The sequence below is a fragment of the Rossellomorea sp. QJM3NY_18 genome, from assembly GCF_056173145.1.
The window spans coordinates 2,026,591-2,046,097 of record NZ_CM149659.1 but is presented as its reverse complement, the minus strand read 5'-3'; the positions used below and the strand labels follow the sequence as shown (position 1 = coordinate 2,046,097).

Here is a 19,507-nt window from a genome sequence, read left to right as displayed (position 1 = left end):
CTGGACACCCCTTTACTCCTCTGTTAAATAGTGATTCAATTCATTCGATAACGATTGAACAGTATTCTCTTTCAGGCGATACTTCCCATTCCGGGTTTCGACGAGCCTAGCAGACCTGAGAATTTTCAGATGGTGGTGGACGGTGGATTTCCCCATGCCCAGTTCATTGGTGATTTCCTGAAGAGTCCGTTCTGATCCCTTCAAGAATTTCACCATTCGTAAGCGGGCTTCATCCCCGAGTGCTTTATGCTTCTGGACAAGAAAATAACTTGGCATATTCTTATCATCCGGATAAATACTTTCATTGGCTACAGGGTAATAAAACACCTTCACTCCTTCAACATCCCCTTCGACGTTCCAAGGACGGTAAATGGACTGGGGAATGAGGAGTACTGTGTGGACAGCCGGCTCGGGCAAATAAGTGATGCCGCCTGTGGCCCATTCCACCAAAGCCTCAGGATTTAGCTTTTCACTCATTTCTTTCTTAGACTGTCTATCCCTAGTCAATATTCCAGATAGTGTCTCTTGTTCAGGTCGAATCACTTCTTCATACCATCTGGTCATTACACTCATTAAGTGCTTCTTAAGGTTGAGGACATTTGTGGTGCAGATGAATTCAATATAGCCTGGATAATATGGGTTATCATCCGTCTGTTCCTTTAATCTGTTCCTTGCTGCCACATCCCCCTTTGATGCAAGCTTTCGAAGTTCCTGAAATTTAAGCCCTATGTAGGGAATGCAATGATATTTGACTTCTTCATCATCAAGGTCATCCATGTACGTGATGAAATCTTGTAAGGTTACAAATTCTCTTTGATGCAATAATAGAAGAAGGGATTTCCACGTATTATTCTTTTCTACATATTCTAAATCCTGGATCAATGAGTTGCTTAGAGACTTTTTTAACTTGTCCCATGATGCATTGGTTTTTTCTAAAGTATCAATGAGCCTTGTGTTGGTGATGGCAGCAATCCCTAAAGCACATTCCCATAGCAGGGAAGATTCAACCCTTACTTCATATGTCTCTCTTTTTCGACTGGTCATATGGAGCACATCCATATTAACACACCTCTTTTCCAAAAATTTCTTCTTAATAAATATTCTATAATTGTTGTATATTAAATTCAATATAAATCGAACCTATATTCAAAAAAGTTCCTGGTTCTCCAGAAAACGTGGATTTTCATTATCATTTTTTAAAAATGAGATCCAATATGATGAGTTTCAGTAGGGTATTCACAACAAAAAAGCACATAAATCCCAATCAGGAATTCATGTGCTCTATTCATACATATTACGATTTTACTTTATCCTTCTTGATCTGCTTACTTCTCAACTGACCGCATGCTGCATCGATATCTGTCCCCTGCTCCACACGTACACCACAGTTGATGCCATGTTCAAGCAATGTCCCGTAGAATTCAACGATCGCTTCTTTTGTACTCCGTTGATATTGATTGTGCTCGTCGACCGGGTTATAAGGAATCAGGTTGACGTAAGAAAGGTGACGCTTATTCTTCAGCAGTTTCGCCAACTGAAGGGCTTCTTCCTTATGATCATTCACATCACTCAACAAGATATATTCAAATGTTATACGTCGATTTGTTTTTTCTAAATAGTAATCAATCGCTGGCATTAATTTCTCGAGCGGATACGCACGGTTAATCTTCATGATCCTTGTACGCAATTCGTTGTTTGGTGCGTGAAGAGAAACGGCCAGGTTGATTTGAATATTCTCATCGGCAAATTTATAAATCTTATCAGCAAGTCCACTTGTGGAAACGGTAATATGGCGCGCTCCGATGGAAAGACCCTTCTGGTCATTCACGACACGGAAGAAGTCCATCATATTATCGTAGTTATCGAACGGTTCACCAATTCCCATCACGACGATGTGACTGACACGTTCCCCGTTTCCTGCTTCATCTAAATGATGTTGAACATTCATAATCTGTTCGACAATCTCGCCGCTGGATAAATCACGGTTCTTCTTCAAGAGTCCACTTGCACAGAATGTACAACCGATGTTACAGCCTACCTGTGTCGTGACACACACACTCAGGCCATAGTTAAAACGCATCAGAACGGTCTCGATCAGATTTCCATCTTCAAGTTTGAACAAAAATTTGATTGTACCGTCCTTCGATTCCTGTTTAACCTCTTGTGTGAGCGTATGAAGATAGAAGTGATCATCCAATAGCTGTACACAGTCAGCGTTCAAATTCTTCATATCCGCAAAGTTTGTCACTCTCTTTTTATATAGCCAATCCCACACTTGAGCCGCGCGGAATTTCTTTTGTCCGTTTTCAACAAGCCAAGTGGTCAGTTGATCTAATGTTAATCCATATATGGATTTCTTTTCCATTTAAAACCCTCATTTCAAAACTCTACAATTTTCTACTTATCTATACTACTTAAAGTATGGGAATGTTTCAAGGGATTTATAAGTGTTGAGAAGAATTGGAATTCCGTAATATAGTAAAAAGATAAAAAATATACGCCGGGAACTTTGCCCGGCGTATGGTGTCTTAATGATTGATTCGTTGGATGAAATCATCCAATTTCTCTTTATCTTTCAGCTTTCCATTACATTCACCACTATCCTGACAAATATAATTGCCTTTCTTTACAAAGGTTCCATGTGCAGACGTTTTGGATTCGGAAAGGTAAAATCCTATGCTTCCAAACGTGTTACATATCGTACAAAGCCCTTTTTTACTACTGCTTTTGAACGTTCCTTTGAACCCTCTAAACTTCCCTTCGTATTCTGCAACAATATATTTCCGTTCCTGACCGTAATCATTCCAACCCAGATAGGAAATGTCTTTTAACTCTATTTCATCCAATGCAGGTGTTTTTAACTTTTTTACCTTAGGGAATAATTTTTTCACTGCAGAATCACTCAAGGCAGGAAAAGGGATCACGAATGACTTTAGTCCAATCAGAAAGTCCTCAGCTTGCTCTGTATCCCGGATAGTAATAATCGTTTCAAGTTCCTTCAGCTGCAGTGGGGATAGGTCTTCAAATAGATTCATCACCTTATCGTACACAAGTCCTCTCAATGCTTGGAGAACACCAAGATCATTTACCGTTGAATACCCGTTAATCAGCGCCTGTGTTTGATACTTGATGAAATTGTATTGATCATTTCGAATAAATGAATCCATCGTTATCGCTCCTAAATCTAAAACATTTTACACTCTTTTATCTTTTCAGCCATGCAGATAAGCATGTACTCTCTCATATACTATATACCCTTATTATGCTTTCTGGATATGTAGAGTTTCACTTAGAATTAATATATACACTGAAAAAAGCACTGATACAACTCAGCGCCTTTTATAAACGATTTTCTTGATTGTTTCACTTGAAAGGTAATGTTCACCGGCTAATTCATGAATCGACTTTCCATTTGAGAAAGCTGCTTTGATTTTGTCATTTCGTTCATCAATGATCCTTCTGCTTCCGGAACGGCTCCCCCACTTCCGGTATTCCGCTTTCGGTTTTGGTATATAGAGGGTTTCCCCCTGTACATATTTTTGAATTTCTTTTACTAATGATTGAGGTAACACGCTTTCCGCTTTTACATATTTCATTTCAGTCAGCTCCTTATCTTCTACCTGAATTCAGTCAATAAGGTGCAAAGCCGACTTACTAGAAATGGACTTTCAGGGCGATCAAATTAGATACCATCCCATGCAAAGTGTCGCCTTTCTAATAATAGGCTTTGCATGAGACGCTTGGGACTCTGGCAAGATCGATCTCATTACCACGTCACCACCTCCTTCAACTATTTTCTTCTATTATAAAACAAATCCCCTTTATATCCATAAATTTTATTCATATATAAACGAATCAACACCACAAATATGGTATAATCTTCTAAATATAATAAAGGAGATGTTCCCATGTTTTCATTTACCGTAGATAAAGAGATTTCAATCGAGCTATTTCAACAGCACCATAAGGAGGAACTATACGAGCTGATTGATTCGAACCGGGATCATCTTCGCAAGTGGCTTCTGTGGGTAGATAAACGCCGATCACCAGAGGATTTAGAGCCGGTCATCCCTATTTGGATCCAGAATTATGCGGATAACAACGGATTTGATGCAGGGATACGTTATCAAGGGAGATTAGTCGGTATGATCGGACTCCATTTTATAGATTGGAAAACCCGTAGCACGAGCATTGGATATCTCCTCAGTGAAGAAGCACAAGGTAAAGGAATCATCACACGGACCGTTTCTTCCCTGGTAAACTATTTATTTAACGAATTGGATCTTAACAGGGTGGAAATCCAATGTGTCGTCAACAATGAGAAAAGCATAGGGATTCCAGTACGTTTAGGGTTTGCAAAAGAAGGTATCACACGGGATGGGCAGTGGTTATACGATCATTATGAAGACATTGTGACCTATAGTATGTTAAAAAAAGATTGGCCGGTTTCATGAAATCAACTGAATAAAACCACCCGTTTTCCTGAGAAAACGGGTGGTTTTATGTTCAGTCCGGACTAATCACTTAATACTCCTCTTTACCTCTTCCCCGATCTTGTTTATGGCTTTTTCCCAATCAGCCCATTTACCAGATGCATCCTTACAGTGAAGCAGCAAAAAAGAATACCAGTTGTCTGATTAAGTCTCAAACCAAGTACCCTCCAAGGCTCTTACGTAACGGTCGGCAGACTTCTGTACTCTCTCATGCGCATTTTCCTTTACAACGCGATGAAAGGCATTGTATAAACGGGCAAACTTCATTTCATTCACTTTTGAAGCGATCTCTTTTACTTTTGAAGACGGAAGAGGAATAAGGTTTGGATAACTGTACATGAAGCTGACCCACTCCCGGTCTGCTACTACCTGGATAATGTCCCCTGTGAGAAGGATGCCTTTACCATTAAAACCTGATTCCCATTCCAGGACGGCACCCCCTTTGAAGTGTCCACCAAGTCGATGAATGGTGATCCCGTTATGTAAATGAATAGATTCACCTGACCAATAAACGATGTGATCGCTTTTCCTCATTACCCATTCCCGGTCATCCTCGTGAATATAGATGGGCACGCCAAAAACTTCCGCCCATTCTACTTGAGTAGAATAATAATGGGGATGGGATAATGCGATGGCGTCCAAGTCTCCCAGTCTAGTGATCTCACTGATTGTTTCTTCATCAAGATATGAAATGCAGTCCCATAGAAGGTTGAATCCTTCATGTTGAACGAGATAAGCCGTCTGGCCGATGGCAAAATCCGGGGATGTTTTCACACTGTATAGTCCAGGTTCTTCCAGAATGATTTTATTCCTGAAGGATCCCCCCTTCATGTTTTCCAATGTGGTCCAGGATTGACCGTTGGGGTTGACATACTGCCTCTCTTCCTCACAAATCATACAGTGCTCTGGGATTTCTGACGTTTTTTCATACTGAACTCCACATGTTTCACAGATGTATCGGTGCAAAAGAAAACCTCCTTTTATGAAAATTGGAAATTATTACATTATCATTCTATAGAACGGTCCTTCCATTTGCAATTCGATTCAATCATCCGGAAATTTTCCCGTACACACATGTATCCGTTAATCGTTCTCCATCGACTGACAGATCTTCATTTCGAAGGATCCCCTCCAATTCATAGCCGATTCTTTCAGGAACCGCCCTGCTTTTGTCATTCGTCGATTCACATCTTATCTCCACTCTTTTTCCATTCAGCTCATTCAAAGCGAATTCCGTTAGTTTCCCGACCGCTTCTGCCATATACCCATTACCACTCATTCGGGTATCGATCCAATAACCGATTTCAAATTTCGGAACACTCCAATCGATGTTGTGAAAACCTGTTGAACCAACGAATTCATTTGAACCTTTCAAAAATATCAAATACCTCAGGCTTTCCCTGGTAACAAACTTGGCGTGCGCTTGACGGGTATTCGTCTCCGTTTCATCAACAGATGGGTTACTTCGGGCAAAGCCGAGCCACGGCTGTAATTCTGATAAGGAAGCCTTGATCGCTGCATTGACTGCACGGCCGTCACCCGGTTGAGGCATCCTTAGTTCCAGTCTTTCTGTTTCGATCATTGTAGGAACATCAATTAATACGGTATTCATTTCAAAACACTCCTTTTTAATAAAATAAAAAACCCTCCTCCTCAAGAACTAAATCCTAAGGACGAAAGTCATCACCTCAGTAATCTGCATTTGTACGTTTCCAGCCTTAACGAATTCTCAGTAATGGGATTCCAGTACGTAATTTCTGTATATATCAGATTTATGCAATGCTCCGATCGAGTCGTTTAATTGGAAATATTTTAAATTATTGAAATTATAAGGGAAAATCCACTTCTTTGTCAATATACCTGGTATACTATTATTCGCCTATACTAAATATGAATAATACTCTATACTAGAGGAAAAAGATTCAACTGGAGGATGAAAATGACTCACCATACAATCACCACATCCATTGGGGATCAATTGATTGAAAGGAAACAGGAAATCGCCAACTCGATCTTCTCTGAACTTGCAACATCTTACCCTGACCTATATGTCGAAGAAAGAAGAAATGACAATCTGCCATATTTTGTCCAGCTGATTGAACTCATTAGCAATGGATTACTGAAAGGAGAAAGGTTTGAGAGTCATTCAAGGCACTGGGGAAAAGAGGTTGGAAGACTTGCTTCCGGTCAAGGAATCCCTCTCAATATGTCAATAAGCAAAGTTTCTCTCTATAAAAAAGTGATATTAGAAGATATTGTTCTTCATAATGATGACACTTTGACGAAAGAGCTCCTCCTGCAGATTACCCATGATATCGACGAATCTTTTACGACGATGATTTCCGCTTTTTGTGAAGCGTATAGTGAATATGCAGATGAGCAGTTGAAGATCTCTGAAGAAAAATATCTATCCTTATCTACACCGGTTGTCCCCATCTTCTCGGACCTCGCTGTACTGCCTTTAATAGGTCAAGTCGATGAAGTTCGTGGAGAAATGATGGCAGAGCATGTTCTACTCGAGTGCAAAAAGCTTTCCATACAACAATTGATCATCGACCTTTCCGGTGTGTATGAAGTGAATCCGTTATTTCAACAAGGAGTCATGAAACTGATTGACAGCCTTAAATTACTTGGAATTGAACCGATTTTATCAGGAATGCGTCCCGAGATGAGTATCGAATTTGTTCAAATGGGCATTAATATTTCTACAATTAAAGTCTATCAAACACTTAATAAAGCCGTAGAAGCTCATTAATCGCTTCTATAAACATGAAAAAGGACATCATTAGCTGAAGTCCTTTTTTATATGTATATGAGATAGCTAACGTAAGTTTAAATTAGCCGATCAGGCTGTTTTCCTTGATATGATAATAAGAAATGATGGTCTTCGTTCTTCATTTTTCAAAGTCGGCATTAGTTTAATCCCTTCCTCCGTGGGCAGAGGCTCATGCATTTTTTCTAACATGAAACCATGACTAATAAGCCCATTAACCAAGGTCGGTATTGTCCTGTGATATTTGATCACTCCGTCTACATACCAATGCTGTTCCCGTTTCCCTTCTTCCCGGTAATGATCAATTGCCCAGTGCAACCGGTCCCCATCTGCATTTTCCCACCAATTTTTCATGTTCTTTCGTGCGGTTACGACAGGGTGCTCAATTGAGTAGATCAACAAACCGCCCGGCTTTAAAAAGGTATGGAGCTTTCGAATCAGAGATTCATAGTCTTCTATATAATGGATCGCCAGTGAGCTTACAATCAAGTCAAAAGGTTCTGTTGGAAATGTTAGGTCTTCAATCGGACTGCAAACGTATTTAATATTTTCGTCTTTATTTTCCTGTAATGCCCTGGTGATCATCTTCTCAGAAATATCCACCCCTACGACAGCTGATGCACCCATTTCAATACAGTATTTCGACAACTCCCCGGTTCCGCATCCAAGATCCATTACCCTTTCCCCCTTCAGATCTGGAAGTGCATCTCTCATTGCAGGCTGTTCAAGAAAATCATTATAGGTCATTTTGGAATCGCGCAAATTCATATACCCTTCAAAAAATGTAGGATTGTCATAAATATTTTGCTTCATGGTTCTCCTTCTTTCTCTTATTATTCATTGGCTTTCAGATAAATCGGCCAGGCTCAAAGACCCGTTTCATCAGGTCCATATTAAAAACATAGGCGGGCTTGGTACCCAGCACTTCCATTCTTCCACTCTTGAATTTTAGACCGGTCTCTTCACTCAGGGCTATGACAGGCTTACGGTATGCCTGAATAAACTGATGGATCAGTGGGTCATTTCCTTCCTCGTAATGGCACCATATCGATAAATCATTGAGAAAAAACAACCCATCTCTCGTCATCAGCTGAACATTATTTTTATCCATATGGATGCACGTTGCTATATTACTACCCATCACAATCGCACCGGCACTCCCACCGTAGATAATCCCGCCTTCTTCTTTGTAAGCCGATAAATGCACGTGGAAATCCGATTGGAAAATGTGATGCATTAAACTGAACGTGTTTCCACCTCCTATATACACAGCAGAGTATCTCTTAAGGTCATCCAGGGTCCTCCCCCTAAGATCCACCCACATCGTAATGTCATTAACACCAAAAGGTGCAAACACACTCTTAATCCATTCATAACACGCCTCATACGAAATATCACCCGGATCCATAGCCATCGGCAGATATAATAATGATTTCCTACCTGCCAACTCACCTGCAAACTCCCTATCAATAGCCCACGTCTGATCCCTATCGCCACCGCCAGAAAGATACAATGCACCCAATCTAACTACCCCTTCCTACTGGAGGGACGGACCTCCAATTTCTCCCACCCAATTATCATAATTATAGCAATAATCAGGATTTGTTCCATCATCTATCATAATATTGGAGGTCCGTCCCTCTATCAAGTTGAAAAAAGAGAAGCTGCTCATGAGCTTCCCTAATGAGGACTTATTATTGAACGAATACCTTCCCAGTTGAATCAATATAAATCGTTTTGATGAGGGTCCGTTTGAATCTTTTTTTATCTTTTTCAGCGTCTATATCAATGGTTACGTTGTAAACGCCTTCGCCCAGTTTGGGTAGTTTCAGTGTACCTTCCTTAAGTTTCAGCTTTCTTTCTTTTAAATTGCCGTTCTTATAATACTCGATTGTGGTTTCTTGTTGGAGTTTGATCTTACTGTCCTTTTTTTTCAAGCTGATTTCATCCCTATCAATGTTCACCTTCACAGCATCATTCACTGTACTCTCAAATGAAACATTCATAAGATATTTCTCTGAATTTGAAGAGGATGATTGGAGAGTCCACTCGCCAGGAATAGGGTTTGGAATTGTAAGAGTATAATGATAAGCCCCGTTAAAATACTCCCCGTCGTCTTTTTTTACTTTGAAGGAAGAATGTATTGTCTGTTTCGGATCCTGCAGGGTTATACGAGAGGAAGAACAATTACTTATCCAATCAAAGGTGACCGAATCAGCACCTTCTTCAACCAGGACTTTTTCTTGTTTTTTCCCGTTCGTTTCTCCACCTCTGACATACGAGGCTGCGTAAGTATTGAAGGATGTAGATTGCTCACTGCTTTGAATTTGAACCTTTTCACCTGATGAATTGGCCGTGCTTTCATTTAAATAATCCCTGAATAAGTTGAAAGTGGAGGATCCTTCTTTGATGGTGAAATGATTCCAGTCACCCACCCTCAGCTCAGTGGCATATGGAAGTCTGGAACTATTGACCGTAACGGCTCCATCATTGCTTCCATACCCCCAAAGATATAATCCGCCCCAATAAAGAGAACTACCAAAGCCCCCCCACTTTGTCCCTCCGAACGTATAGATTGGATTTTTATTTACATTCACATGCTGATCGGTTTCCGACCGGAAGTATGCCATATAACCCGTTTGCAGGGAGTAGGTGGCATCATTCTTACTGCCAAGGATGCCAGCAAGCCAACCCGCCCAGCTGCTATAAGCCAAGTCCGCCAATTGTGAGCCGTGATGAGGTGTAGAAAGGGTAATCACTCTTGATACATAAGGAAAGGCACCATAGTGAACGAGAGCCGATTGGGTATCGATTCCTCCTTTACTATGGGCGACAACCACCACTTTCTCTCCGTAGTAATTGTAAATCTCTCGTATTTTTTGCGCCAGGAGCGCGCCGTTGTCCCACATATTTTTTGTAGGATACAGGTCGATAAAAGCGGTCTCATACCCATTTTGATAGGCAGTGCCGTACATATTGTTATCGTTCCACCATGTATTTGAAGAGCTATTCAAACCGTGAACAAAAAGGATCGGTTGCTTTGAAGGAGCAACATACGAAGGAGTCGTACCTACATACCACTGCCCGGGAACTCCTGAAGGATCTTCATTTCCGAAAGATCCCGCCTGACTCCATGATGGCAGGAATAAAAAGAGCGCCAAAATCGTCATACTAATCTTTTTGAACATAACCTCTCTCCTTTACCGTTGAACTAAACCTGTAAAGTATATCGGCATGAATCAGAAGATATGCCCGGATTGAGCAATATGTGAAGAAAGGTCTAATAAGTGATGAGAGATTAGTAAGAATGACTCAGATTGAATTTCACTATTAAACTAAATAGTCTAACATTCCACTAATATTAAATTTGTGTAAATCTATGTGTTCTTTCTTTTGTTACCGTAAATCCTATGCTATAGTAGGATCGTCCGATTTCGGTTATCGATATCGCATCTCAATATCAAGTGGAGGTGACTTAAGTGGAGGACAAAGTCTTACGAAAACTATTCCTCGGTTTCATTCAAATACACATTCTTCATCATGCCAAAGAAGAGCCCATATATGGGACATGGATGCTGGAGGAACTGAGAGAGCATGGATATAGCATCAGCTCGGGCACTCTGTATCCGATCCTGCATTCGATGGAAACCGACGGCCTATTGATAAAAGAAGATAAAAACGTAGACGGGAAAATCAGGAAGTATTATTCCATCACCGATAAAGGAAGTGCAGTTTTGATTGAGGCTCGTCACAAAGCGTTCGAGCTCTTTAGAGAAATTAAAGATTGATAAGAAGGTGAATAATAATGAAAACAGCAATGAATCTTAAAACACTTTTGGAAATTCTTATTATTTCAACCAGACTTGGCTTCACCTCATTTGGCGGGCCTGTTGCCCATCTTGGTTATTCCCATGAAGAATATGTTCGCAGAAGGAAATGGATGGATGAAAAAAGCTATGCCGATCTCGTGGCCCTTTGTCAGTTCCTGCCTGGACCGGCAAGCAGTCAGGTTGGGATGGGGATAGGCATTATGCGTGCCGGAGTGCTTGGGGGTATTGTTTCTTTTCTCGGATTTACTATGCCTTCGGTCGTTGCATTAGTTCTCTTTGCACTCGTCCTTCAGGGTATGGGGGTGACGGATGCTGGGTGGATACATGGATTGAAAATCGTTGCAGTTGCAGTGGTAGGTCATGCGATCTTAGGAATGGCACAAAAGTTGACGCCGGATTTAAAGAGAAAAGCCATTGCGCTATTCGCTCTGGTTGTCATTTTGATGTGGCAGACCGCCATCTCCCAAGTTGCAGTGATCCTTCTGTCTGCTCTAATCGGCTTCCTACTGTATAAACATTCTGCTTCAGATCAGGAAGCAAGTGTGAAAATTCCGATTTCCCGCAGATTAGCGGTGATTTGCTTATTGATATTCTTTGGATTATTAATTCTTCTGCCGATTGTCCGGGAAGCAACCACATTGGAATGGGTCGCTCTCTTTGATAGCTTCTACAGATCAGGGTCACTGGTCTTTGGTGGGGGGCATGTTGTCTTACCGTTGTTGGAACGTGAATTTGTTCCGACAGGTTGGTTAACCGAAGAACAGTTTCTAGCAGGGTATGGTGCAGCACAGGCAGTTCCGGGTCCCCTTTTCACCTTTGCAGCTTATATTGGAGCGGTAATAAACGGATGGAAAGGCGGGATGCTTGCGACGGTGGCCATTTTCCTTCCTGCATTCCTGTTGATTACAGGGGCCTTGCCGTTCTGGGATTCCCTTAGGCAGAATCCAAAGATAAAAGGCGCATTGATGGGAGTAAATGCAGCAGTCGTCGGGATTCTGATAGCGGCTTTTTATCACCCGATCTGGACATCATCAATCCTCACACCTGTCGATTTTGCTTTCGCAGCGATTCTGTTCAGTATGCTGGTGTTCTGGAAGCTGCCGCCTTGGATGGTAGTAATTGCAGGGGCACTTGGTGGTCTTGTAATCAGGATCATGTAGTAGAATACAGAAATTAGCCAGGCGTTCATCGCCTGGCTAATTTATAATTATTACCATCTTATGTCTTTAAAATGCAAGAGAAAACTTACCTTCTTATAAACCGGTACGCCAGATAAGCAATATACAATGGCGTTGCAATGTAAATTAAATAAGGAAATTCTTCATATGTCCCTTTAAAGATTACATACAATAATGCCCCGATAAAGATCGTCACAATCGTCCCATATTTAGGTAACGGAACTTCTTTCAGACTCGGTATTCTGATCCTGCTGACCATCAGAAAGCACATCGCTGTAAAAATGACCGTTGTCACGATATTCGGAATCCAGTTACCGAACAATGTTAGAATGGCCAGGATCCCGCCCGCAGCCGTTATAGGGACGCCGACAAAATAGTGAAGAGATGATTTCGGCGGACTTGTGTTGAATCGCGCAAGACGGTACGCACCGAATAAAGGGAATAACCCAGTCACGATGAACCCTAATAATCCGAATTGAAAAAAGTATGTATAATACACAAGAAATGATGGTGCGACCCCGAATGTCACGATATCGGCCAATGAATCCAATTCCTTCCCCAGAACACTGTCTGCATTGAGCATTCTCGCAAGTCTACCATCCATACTATCGAGCATCATGCCAATAATGATTAAAACTGCTGCATTTTTAAATTGCCCGCTTGCTGCAAACCCGATGGATAAGAATCCGCAATATAAATTCCCCAAGGTTACCATATTGGGGATTTTTTTCGTTAGTTTCATTTTTAGTCCTCGCTCCGCCAAATATTCTATTAGTATTAGAATACCATTTTATTCATCTTCATAAAGCTGTGTCATAAAAAAAGTTCAATTATTCCTATAAAAAAGTCCATTTTCAATTTACAAACCTCAAAATTAGACATACTATAAACAAGAATGATACTAACACAAATTGAACGGAATAACATTCTAATAATATATGGTGATGATCAAATGATTAGAAAAAAACTAAGAGAATTAAAGTGCCTGACTTTAAAACTATTGCGGCTTAAAGATAATGCTCATAGCATCGCATTAGGATTCACGGTTGGCTTATTGATTAATTTCGTGCCATCCTTCGGAATCGGTCCTGTCCTTTCTACAGCCAGTGCAAAGATATTCAAAGGAAACCCTTTCGCCGGTTTAGTTGGCGGGGTCTCTTTAATCTGGGCTTTCCCTTTCTTCTTTTACTTAAATCTTGTCGTAGGACATCTTTTCTTTCCACTTGATTCCTCGGGTGATGCAGTAGGGGTCGGATTGCAAATAGGAAAAGCTTTCTTTACAGGAATGATGATCAACATCCCATTATGCGGGATTCTAACCTATGCCATCATGAATTCTGCCGTTAAAAAATACCGAGGGTCATTGCTGACATTTGTTCAAAGAAAGTGGAACGTATAACCCTCCCACTTTTTGTTGATTTACTGGTCATCTCCACTCTATTACTTTCAAATTTTTGAAACTCTTTCTTGGATTCATTCGTATATCCTTTTATAATGACTGCTTACTTATGATTACCACATTTTATACTATTTCATCTCGCACTTTGTTATAATTTAACTATTACAAGTCGAGCATAAAATGAGAAAGAGGAGGATTGAAATGACTGGAACCATAGCTGTAATCATGATTTTTTCCATACCCATTCTTGGTATTATTACAGACCATTTCCAAAAACAATCCAAGTTGAAACAAAAAATGATAGAAGATGAACTCGAACTTGAAAAACTCAAACATGAAAATTTCGTCATAGAAACCCAAAAAATGCGGCTTGAATTAGAAAAAATGAACCTCGAAGATCCCAAGGGGAAAACGCATACGATTTGAAGATATGTAGTGAAAGAGCCGGTCACATAGTGGCTGGCTCTTTTCCATGATTATGTTAAATATTCCTCCGCAAGGGATGGGTTGAGATACCTTGCCATTCCCGTCTTCAAACTTTTCATACCGTGTTTTCTATAGAAATCTTCATTGCCTGTAGTGGAGATCAATATGACACAAGATACATCCGCCAATTGCTCCAATAAATCCTTCATTATAAGAGTTGCAATCCCCTTGCGTTGATAACTACGATGAACGACCACATCATAGATCGTCGCATTGAAGACACCATCCGTCAGGGCTCTACCCACTCCGACAATACGACCTTCTAAAACTGCCAAAGAAACGATATCACTTCTGAGAAATATTTTGGATATCACCTCATTTGTATGCTTAAGCCACCCTACTGAACGGTATACATCTTTCATTTCATTCAGCCTATCCGGTTCAAATCGGTTCAGGATCCTGACGTTCACCGTTTCCCCTCCTTACTTTCTGTTATGAATGTCATATTTCATTTTCAAAAATTCATCGCTGCTGCCATTTGTTTGTAGGGTGAATGTTCCATTGGCTTTGAAGCCCACCTTCTTATAGAAATTTTGTCTCTTCTTGATTAATCAACGTTCCCTGTTTCTGTCCAGAGCAAATTTTTTTCATGATTCCCTCCTGATTAAAGTTAAAGATATGAACAGGTAGTTTATAATCACGAGCTAGTAGGAGCGCTGACTGATCCATGACTTTGATATTGTTTAAAACCACATCATCATAGTTTAAATTCTGATACATCTTCGCCTTTTTATCTCGTTTGGGATCAGAAGTGAATACACCGTTGACTCCTTGTTTTGCTACAAGGATAGCATCACTGTTTGTTTCAATCGCACGTTGGACACTGGGATAGTCTGTCGTGACGAAAGGCTGCCCATTGCCCCCTCCGAAAATGACAATATACCCTTTGTCCAGATGATGGACTGCCCGGAGGCGGATATAAGGTTCAGCAACTGTCGAGACAGGGATTGACGTCATAACCCTTACTTCTTTGTCCGTTTTACTTTTTAATACACCTCTCAGCATCAAGCTGTTGATGATCGTTCCAAGCGTTCCGATACTATCGGCTTCCACCCTTTCAATTCCCCAGATATCTGCTAAACTCCCCCGAAAGATATTCCCTCCCCCCACTACTATTGAGACTTCGATACCCATTTCTACAATGGATAAGATTTCGCTCGCAATATGCTCAAGCTCTGCTGTTCCAAAATTATTGCCTTCGTTATCTGCCAAAGCTCCACCACTTAATTTTATTAATACTCTTTTATATCCCAAATTGATTCCTCCATGACATGAAAAAAGCCAAAAAGTAAGTGCATACTTTTTAGCTCTTGTATAGGAAAGAAGAAATAAAGCGATATTCCAGATTAAATGTGCCCATTTCTTCTCCCCCTTCAGTATATTCAGAATTTTCCTTCTGTTAGTTTATAAAAAAAACAGGAAATAGTCAAGTGAATATTGAATATTTTTCCACCATCCCCCAGCAACCAAAAGGAATCCATATGGTTACCGCATCTCCTCTTTCAATTTTTGAATAACCTCACTCACTTGAAGTACTCCCACGTTACCCTCCTTCCTTTTTCTGAGTGACACCGATTGTTGCTGGATTTCTTTATCGCCTACGACCATCATATAAGGAACTTTTTGTATCTCGGCATCCCTGATCTTCAACCCCGTTTTCTGAACTCGATCGTCCAGTTCCACCCTGAATCCTTCTCTTTCCAGGTGGGACTTTACTTCTTGGGCATAAGGGATATGAGCTTCAGAAATAGGAAGGATTTTCACTTGATGGGGAGCTAACCAAAGGGGGAAATCTCCTCCGAAATGTTCAATGATAATGGCCATGAACCGTTCGATCGACCCGTAAATGGCTCGATGGATCATGATCGGTCTCTCTACCCGGTTATCCTCACCAAAGTATTGACACTGGAATTTTTCAGGCATTTGAAAATCAAGTTGAACCGTTCCACACTGCCAGCTTCTACCCAGACAATCCAGAATGTGAAAGTCGATTTTCGGTCCGTAGAATGCTCCATCTCCATGATTGATATGATAATCGACCCCCCTGTCCTCTAATACACGTTCAAGATCCCCTTCCGCTTGATTCCATAGGTCAACAGATCCCATATAATCTTCCGGGCGAGTTGAAAGCTCCACTTTGTATTCGAAACCGAATTTCCCATAGAAACGATCAATGAGATCGAGAACTTTATGGAGCTCTGCACGAATCTGATCTTCCCTTACGAATAGATGTGCATCATCTTGAGTGAATGAACGGACTCTCAATAATCCGCTTAACGATCCTGAAAGCTCATGACGATGGACCAATCCAAGCTCCCCATATCGGATAGGTAATTCCCGGTAGCTTCTCCGTTTACTTTTATAAATCAGGACAGCTCCAGGACAGCTCATCGGCTTAATAGCATATTTCTGATCGTCCACCTCTGAGAAATACATGTTTTCATGATAATGATCCCAGTGACCTGACTTCTCCCATAATTCCTGTTTCATCATGATTGGTGTCCTGATTTCCTGATAGCCTGCCTTCAGGTGCTCTTTTTTCCAAAATTCCTCCAGCTCATTCCGCAAGAGCATCCCCTTGGGTAAAAAAAACGGCATCCCTGGTGCATCTTCCATGGAGATAAACAATTCCAGCTCTTGACCCAATTTCCTGTGATTTCTTTTTTCAACCTCTGATTGAATAGACATGTCTTTTCCTCCTTAAAAATTTGGTATATAAAAAACCGCACCCATCCCTAACCAAGGGACGAATGCGGTCGTGGTACCACCCTAATTCCGAAGGACAAAAATTCACTGGTCCCTCGCTCAAGTAAGATAACGGTTTTCCCGATTGTGGATACTGTCATTTCCCCACAATAGCTCCAAGGTGGTAAATCATTTCTCTTTCTTCAGGGCTTGCAGCCTGATGACCCTGTTCTCTGGTAAGAAAGTGGAAATGATCCGTGTCCTCTTCATAGCGCACAACTTATTTAAAATAAAAAACCGCACTCATCCCTAACCAAGGGACGAGTGCGGTCGTGGTTCCACCCTAATTTCGAAGTGTACAATAAAACGCTTCGCTTAAGTAAGATAACGGTTTTCCCGATTATGGATACTGACCTTCTCCATAATAGCTCCGAGGTGGTAAGACATTCAATTCTCTTCGAGGGCTCTCAGCCGGTGACCCTGTTCTCTGATCAAGAAAATAGTGAATGAATCATGTCCTCTTCTTTGCTTTCATATAGTATATTCTCATTCTGAAAAAGTGTTATTGAAATTATATGGGAGTATTTTCTACCTGTCAAGTGTATATTATACAAAAATAAGTAAAATAATGCCCACCAGAATAAGGCGGTAAATAGCAAATGGGATTAACTTGACTTTATTGATCACTTTTAAGAAAAAGCGGATCGATAAATAAGCAAACAGGAATGCGCTGATGAATCCAACAAGTAAAAAAGGCATGAACTCAGCATTAAAATACATCCAGTTTTTCATCAGGGACAGTGCGCTTGCACCCAGCATGATCGGTACAGCCATAATAAAGGTGAAATCAGACGCAGCACGGTAGCTTAAGCCAAGTAATACGCCACCTGATATGGTAGAACCAGACCTTGAGAACCCCGGCCATAATGATAGACATTGTATCAGACCAATCATCAACGCTTTCTTGTGGGTGATCCCATCAACAGTTTCCACCGCCTGTATCTTTGGCCGGAACACATCGGCAGCAATCATAAGGAACGCACCTATGGCTAACCCTGCAAGGACCGTATTTAGTGAAAAGAGATGTTCATCGATATAGTCTTCGAATAGTAACCCAAGGATTACGGCCGGAAGCAACCCAACCAATATATGTGATAGTTTTAATGTTGATGATCTTTCTTCTTTACGGGAATTCATTCCTAATAAATCCTTGAATCTGTCCCGGAACACTATGACTACCGCAAGAATGGATCCAAGTTGAATGACTACTTTAAACGTATTGGCAGGATACTTCCCCAACACTTCTTTCGATTTGATCCATAGATCGTCCACCACGATCATATGGCCGGTAGAGGATACTGGAGCAAACTCCGTCAAGCCTTCTACCATACCGAGAATAAATGCTTTAATCAGTATTACGAATTCCATGGTTATGTTCTCCTCTATTGAAGATGATAATTTTTGTGCTGACTCGTTAAACGGATGTTCCTCTTTGAATGTTCGGTATCTAAAGAAAAAACGAGTCCTTTCTTCATCTCAATCTAGATAATAGTACTACAAGTACATGCGGACGACAATAAGTATATGTTCATAACCAAATACAGAAAGCCTATTAAGTGTTGGGACACATTCTGCTTGGTGGGACTTCACACATAAAAAAAACAAAACCGGGAGTTATGCCGATTCTGCGCATTAAAATGTAGTATTTATATCGTTGGGCTCAATGGATGTCTTTTTTCTTAAACCTTCCTCCTCTTACCTCTGCGATATCAGCTATCGCCAGAAACGCGGAGGGATCATGCTCAGCTACGATGTCTTTCAACTTTGCCTCCTCAAGTCGTGTGATGACACAGAATATGACCTTTTTGTCATCTCCTGAAAAGGCGCCTTCTCCCTTTAAGTAAGTGACACCCCTGCCTAACCGATGAAGGAGGGCGTCTCCAATCTCTCCGTAATACTCACTGATGATCCATACGGATTTAGATTCATCAAGACCCTTTATCGTAATATCAATGAGCTTAAAAGCAACATAATAAGCGAGTAGAGAATACATGGCCCTATCCCAGCTGAAGACAAAGCCTGCACTGGCTAAGATGAATAGATTCACAAACATGATGATTTCCCCTACAGAGAAAGGGAGCCTTTTACTTGATAAAATGGCAAGGATTTCAGTTCCGTCCAGGGAACCTCCGTATCTGATGACCATGCCGACCCCTATACCGAGCACGATGCCTCCAAATAAGGATGCCAACAGAATATCTTGTGTAAATGCTGCGACAGGATGTAGAAAAGTTGTAGAAATCGAAAGAATGATAATGCCATAAAGCGTCGAAAATGCGAAGGTTTTACCGATTTGTTTATAACCAATGAAGAAAAAGGGGATGTTTAAGATAAAGATAAAAAGTCCCAGCTTAATGCCTGTTATGTGTGAGAGCATAATGGAAACGCCGACAATCCCTCCATCGATGACCTGATTGGGGACAAGGAAAATCTCAAGACCGATAGCCATGATAACAGCTCCTATAGTAATCAGGAACGCCCTCTTCACCACTTCTTTCAATGGGATTTTCTTATGCATGATCTTCACCTGCTGCCGTTGATGCAAGACCTGTCCTTCGATCATCTTCATTCCTCCTATTCCGTACTCAAACGCAACGGCCGAA

21 protein-coding genes and 1 other annotated feature are annotated in these 19,507 nt (G+C 41.0%); of the genes, 6 read left to right on the top strand and 15 right to left on the bottom strand.

The annotated features are described in order from the left end of the window. Positions 1-12: 12 nt before the first annotated feature. The 4 genes from AC0VXY_RS10380 to AC0VXY_RS10365 form a co-directional block, all read right to left on the bottom strand. Positions 13-1,059: an ArsR/SmtB family transcription factor gene (locus tag AC0VXY_RS10380; RefSeq protein WP_475527702.1), complete on the bottom strand. Its 1,047-nt coding sequence runs from the start codon at positions 1,057-1,059 to the stop codon at positions 13-15. 235 nt (positions 1,060-1,294) lie between these two features. Continuing rightward, positions 1,295-2,365 (bottom strand): dual-specificity RNA methyltransferase RlmN, encoded by a 1,071-nt coding sequence (rlmN, locus tag AC0VXY_RS10375; protein WP_034759748.1) that lies wholly within the window; start codon positions 2,363-2,365, stop codon positions 1,295-1,297. A 163-nt stretch (positions 2,366-2,528) separates the two neighbouring features. Continuing rightward, complete coding sequence (locus AC0VXY_RS10370) at positions 2,529-3,167, bottom strand: FusB/FusC family EF-G-binding protein (protein ID WP_475527701.1); 639 nt, start codon at positions 3,165-3,167, stop codon at positions 2,529-2,531. A gap of 162 nt (positions 3,168-3,329) precedes the next feature. Beyond that, positions 3,330-3,596, bottom strand: a complete 267-nt coding sequence (locus tag AC0VXY_RS10365; RefSeq protein ID WP_435990982.1) for a CD3324 family protein — start codon at positions 3,594-3,596, stop codon at positions 3,330-3,332. 312 nt (positions 3,597-3,908) lie between these two features. Here AC0VXY_RS10365 and AC0VXY_RS10360 point away from each other — a divergent pair, with 312 nt between their 5' ends. Continuing rightward, positions 3,909-4,454: a GNAT family N-acetyltransferase gene (locus AC0VXY_RS10360; RefSeq protein ID WP_435990984.1), complete on the top strand. Its 546-nt coding sequence runs from the start codon at positions 3,909-3,911 to the stop codon at positions 4,452-4,454. A 183-nt stretch (positions 4,455-4,637) separates the two neighbouring features. Here the strand turns inward: AC0VXY_RS10360 and AC0VXY_RS10355 are convergent, their stop codons facing one another. Further along, complete coding sequence (locus AC0VXY_RS10355) at positions 4,638-5,459, bottom strand: MBL fold metallo-hydrolase (RefSeq protein WP_475527700.1); 822 nt, start codon at positions 5,457-5,459, stop codon at positions 4,638-4,640. Between the two features lie 82 nt (positions 5,460-5,541). Further along, positions 5,542-6,105, bottom strand: coding sequence for a GNAT family N-acetyltransferase (locus tag AC0VXY_RS10350; RefSeq protein WP_475527699.1), 564 nt, complete (start codon positions 6,103-6,105; stop codon positions 5,542-5,544). A gap of 327 nt (positions 6,106-6,432) precedes the next feature. On the opposite strand from AC0VXY_RS10350, the gene AC0VXY_RS10345 reads away from it, so the two are divergent. Further along, positions 6,433-7,248 (top strand): STAS domain-containing protein, encoded by an 816-nt coding sequence (locus AC0VXY_RS10345; RefSeq protein ID WP_475527698.1) that lies wholly within the window; start codon positions 6,433-6,435, stop codon positions 7,246-7,248. Between the two features lie 90 nt (positions 7,249-7,338). Here the strand turns inward: AC0VXY_RS10345 and AC0VXY_RS10340 are convergent, their stop codons facing one another. The 3 genes from AC0VXY_RS10340 to AC0VXY_RS10330 all read right to left on the bottom strand — a co-directional run bounded on the left by AC0VXY_RS10340 (position 7,339) and on the right by AC0VXY_RS10330 (position 10,454). Further along, positions 7,339-8,079: a class I SAM-dependent methyltransferase gene (locus AC0VXY_RS10340; protein ID WP_475527697.1), complete on the bottom strand. Its 741-nt coding sequence runs from the start codon at positions 8,077-8,079 to the stop codon at positions 7,339-7,341. A 34-nt stretch (positions 8,080-8,113) separates the two neighbouring features. Beyond that, a complete protein-coding gene (locus AC0VXY_RS10335; RefSeq protein ID WP_475527696.1) occupies positions 8,114-8,788 on the bottom strand; it encodes a Type 1 glutamine amidotransferase-like domain-containing protein in 675 nt (224 codons plus the stop codon). Positions 8,789-8,960: 172 nt separating this feature from the next. Next, positions 8,961-10,454: a lipase family alpha/beta hydrolase gene (locus AC0VXY_RS10330; protein WP_475527695.1), complete on the bottom strand. Its 1,494-nt coding sequence runs from the start codon at positions 10,452-10,454 to the stop codon at positions 8,961-8,963. Between the two features lie 291 nt (positions 10,455-10,745). On the opposite strand from AC0VXY_RS10330, the gene AC0VXY_RS10325 reads away from it, so the two are divergent. After that, the gene (locus AC0VXY_RS10325) at positions 10,746-11,054 is read left to right on the top strand and encodes a PadR family transcriptional regulator (protein WP_475527694.1); all 309 of its coding nucleotides are present in this window, start codon (positions 10,746-10,748) and stop codon (positions 11,052-11,054) included. A 17-nt stretch (positions 11,055-11,071) separates the two neighbouring features. Continuing rightward, positions 11,072-12,256 carry a chromate transporter gene (locus AC0VXY_RS10320; protein WP_475527693.1) on the top strand — a complete coding sequence of 395 codons (1,185 nt, stop codon included), beginning with the start codon at positions 11,072-11,074 and terminating at the stop codon, positions 12,254-12,256. An 85-nt stretch (positions 12,257-12,341) separates the two neighbouring features. Here AC0VXY_RS10320 and pssA read toward each other — a convergent pair whose 3' ends face one another. Next, entirely contained in the window at positions 12,342-13,016 is a 675-nt protein-coding gene (gene pssA, locus AC0VXY_RS10315; RefSeq protein ID WP_435991000.1) for a CDP-diacylglycerol--serine O-phosphatidyltransferase, read from the bottom strand. Positions 13,017-13,226: 210 nt separating this feature from the next. Here pssA and AC0VXY_RS10310 point away from each other — a divergent pair, with 210 nt between their 5' ends. Together AC0VXY_RS10310 and AC0VXY_RS10305 are read left to right on the top strand one after the other, a co-directional pair. Further along, positions 13,227-13,673: a DUF2062 domain-containing protein gene (locus AC0VXY_RS10310; protein WP_435991002.1), complete on the top strand. Its 447-nt coding sequence runs from the start codon at positions 13,227-13,229 to the stop codon at positions 13,671-13,673. A 201-nt stretch (positions 13,674-13,874) separates the two neighbouring features. Next, a complete protein-coding gene (locus AC0VXY_RS10305) occupies positions 13,875-14,099 on the top strand; it encodes a hypothetical protein (RefSeq protein WP_435991004.1) in 225 nt (74 codons plus the stop codon). 50 nt (positions 14,100-14,149) lie between these two features. Here AC0VXY_RS10305 and AC0VXY_RS10300 read toward each other — a convergent pair whose 3' ends face one another. From AC0VXY_RS10300 to AC0VXY_RS10280, 5 genes are all read right to left on the bottom strand, one after another. After that, positions 14,150-14,569, bottom strand: a complete 420-nt coding sequence (locus tag AC0VXY_RS10300; RefSeq protein ID WP_435991006.1) for a GNAT family N-acetyltransferase — start codon at positions 14,567-14,569, stop codon at positions 14,150-14,152. 112 nt (positions 14,570-14,681) lie between these two features. Further along, positions 14,682-15,413 (bottom strand): UMP kinase, encoded by a 732-nt coding sequence (gene pyrH / locus AC0VXY_RS10295; RefSeq protein ID WP_435991008.1) that lies wholly within the window; start codon positions 15,411-15,413, stop codon positions 14,682-14,684. Positions 15,414-15,644: 231 nt separating this feature from the next. Beyond that, positions 15,645-16,847, bottom strand: coding sequence for a threonine--tRNA ligase (gene thrS / locus AC0VXY_RS10290; RefSeq protein ID WP_435991010.1), 1,203 nt, complete (start codon positions 16,845-16,847; stop codon positions 15,645-15,647). A 51-nt stretch (positions 16,848-16,898) separates the two neighbouring features. Next, positions 16,899-17,123, bottom strand: a binding site (T-box leader). Positions 17,124-17,450: 327 nt separating this feature from the next. Next, positions 17,451-18,272, bottom strand: a complete 822-nt coding sequence (locus tag AC0VXY_RS10285; protein WP_475527692.1) for an undecaprenyl-diphosphate phosphatase — start codon at positions 18,270-18,272, stop codon at positions 17,451-17,453. 292 nt (positions 18,273-18,564) lie between these two features. Further along, a complete protein-coding gene (locus AC0VXY_RS10280) occupies positions 18,565-19,422 on the bottom strand; it encodes a YitT family protein (protein WP_435994528.1) in 858 nt (285 codons plus the stop codon). Positions 19,423-19,507 lie beyond the last annotated feature (85 nt).

What these genes read in the sequence shown, in the direction of transcription:
- AC0VXY_RS10340 (WP_475527697.1), bottom strand. Translation starts at nt 8,079, where the DNA reads ATGAAGCAAAATATTTATGACAATCCTACATTTTTTGAAGGGTATATG.
- AC0VXY_RS10370 (WP_475527701.1), bottom strand. Translation starts at nt 3,167, where the DNA reads ATGGATTCATTTATTCGAAATGATCAATACAATTTCATCAAGTATCAA.
- AC0VXY_RS10365 (WP_435990982.1), bottom strand. Translation starts at nt 3,596, where the DNA reads ATGAAATATGTAAAAGCGGAAAGCGTGTTACCTCAATCATTAGTAAAA.
- rlmN (WP_034759748.1), bottom strand. Translation starts at nt 2,365, where the DNA reads ATGGAAAAGAAATCCATATATGGATTAACATTAGATCAACTGACCACT.
- AC0VXY_RS10360 (WP_435990984.1), top strand. Translation starts at nt 3,909, where the DNA reads ATGTTTTCATTTACCGTAGATAAAGAGATTTCAATCGAGCTATTTCAA.
- pssA (WP_435991000.1), bottom strand. Translation starts at nt 13,016, where the DNA reads ATGAAACTAACGAAAAAAATCCCCAATATGGTAACCTTGGGGAATTTA.
- AC0VXY_RS10345 (WP_475527698.1), top strand. Translation starts at nt 6,433, where the DNA reads ATGACTCACCATACAATCACCACATCCATTGGGGATCAATTGATTGAA.
- AC0VXY_RS10320 (WP_475527693.1), top strand. Translation starts at nt 11,072, where the DNA reads ATGAAAACAGCAATGAATCTTAAAACACTTTTGGAAATTCTTATTATT.
- AC0VXY_RS10285 (WP_475527692.1), bottom strand. Translation starts at nt 18,272, where the DNA reads ATGGAATTCGTAATACTGATTAAAGCATTTATTCTCGGTATGGTAGAA.
- thrS (WP_435991010.1), bottom strand. Translation starts at nt 16,847, where the DNA reads ATGTCTATTCAATCAGAGGTTGAAAAAAGAAATCACAGGAAATTGGGT.
- AC0VXY_RS10310 (WP_435991002.1), top strand. Translation starts at nt 13,227, where the DNA reads ATGATTAGAAAAAAACTAAGAGAATTAAAGTGCCTGACTTTAAAACTA.
- AC0VXY_RS10350 (WP_475527699.1), bottom strand. Translation starts at nt 6,105, where the DNA reads ATGAATACCGTATTAATTGATGTTCCTACAATGATCGAAACAGAAAGA.
- AC0VXY_RS10280 (WP_435994528.1), bottom strand. Translation starts at nt 19,422, where the DNA reads ATGCATAAGAAAATCCCATTGAAAGAAGTGGTGAAGAGGGCGTTCCTG.
- AC0VXY_RS10305 (WP_435991004.1), top strand. Translation starts at nt 13,875, where the DNA reads ATGACTGGAACCATAGCTGTAATCATGATTTTTTCCATACCCATTCTT.
- AC0VXY_RS10330 (WP_475527695.1), bottom strand. Translation starts at nt 10,454, where the DNA reads ATGTTCAAAAAGATTAGTATGACGATTTTGGCGCTCTTTTTATTCCTG.
- AC0VXY_RS10380 (WP_475527702.1), bottom strand. Translation starts at nt 1,059, where the DNA reads ATGGATGTGCTCCATATGACCAGTCGAAAAAGAGAGACATATGAAGTA.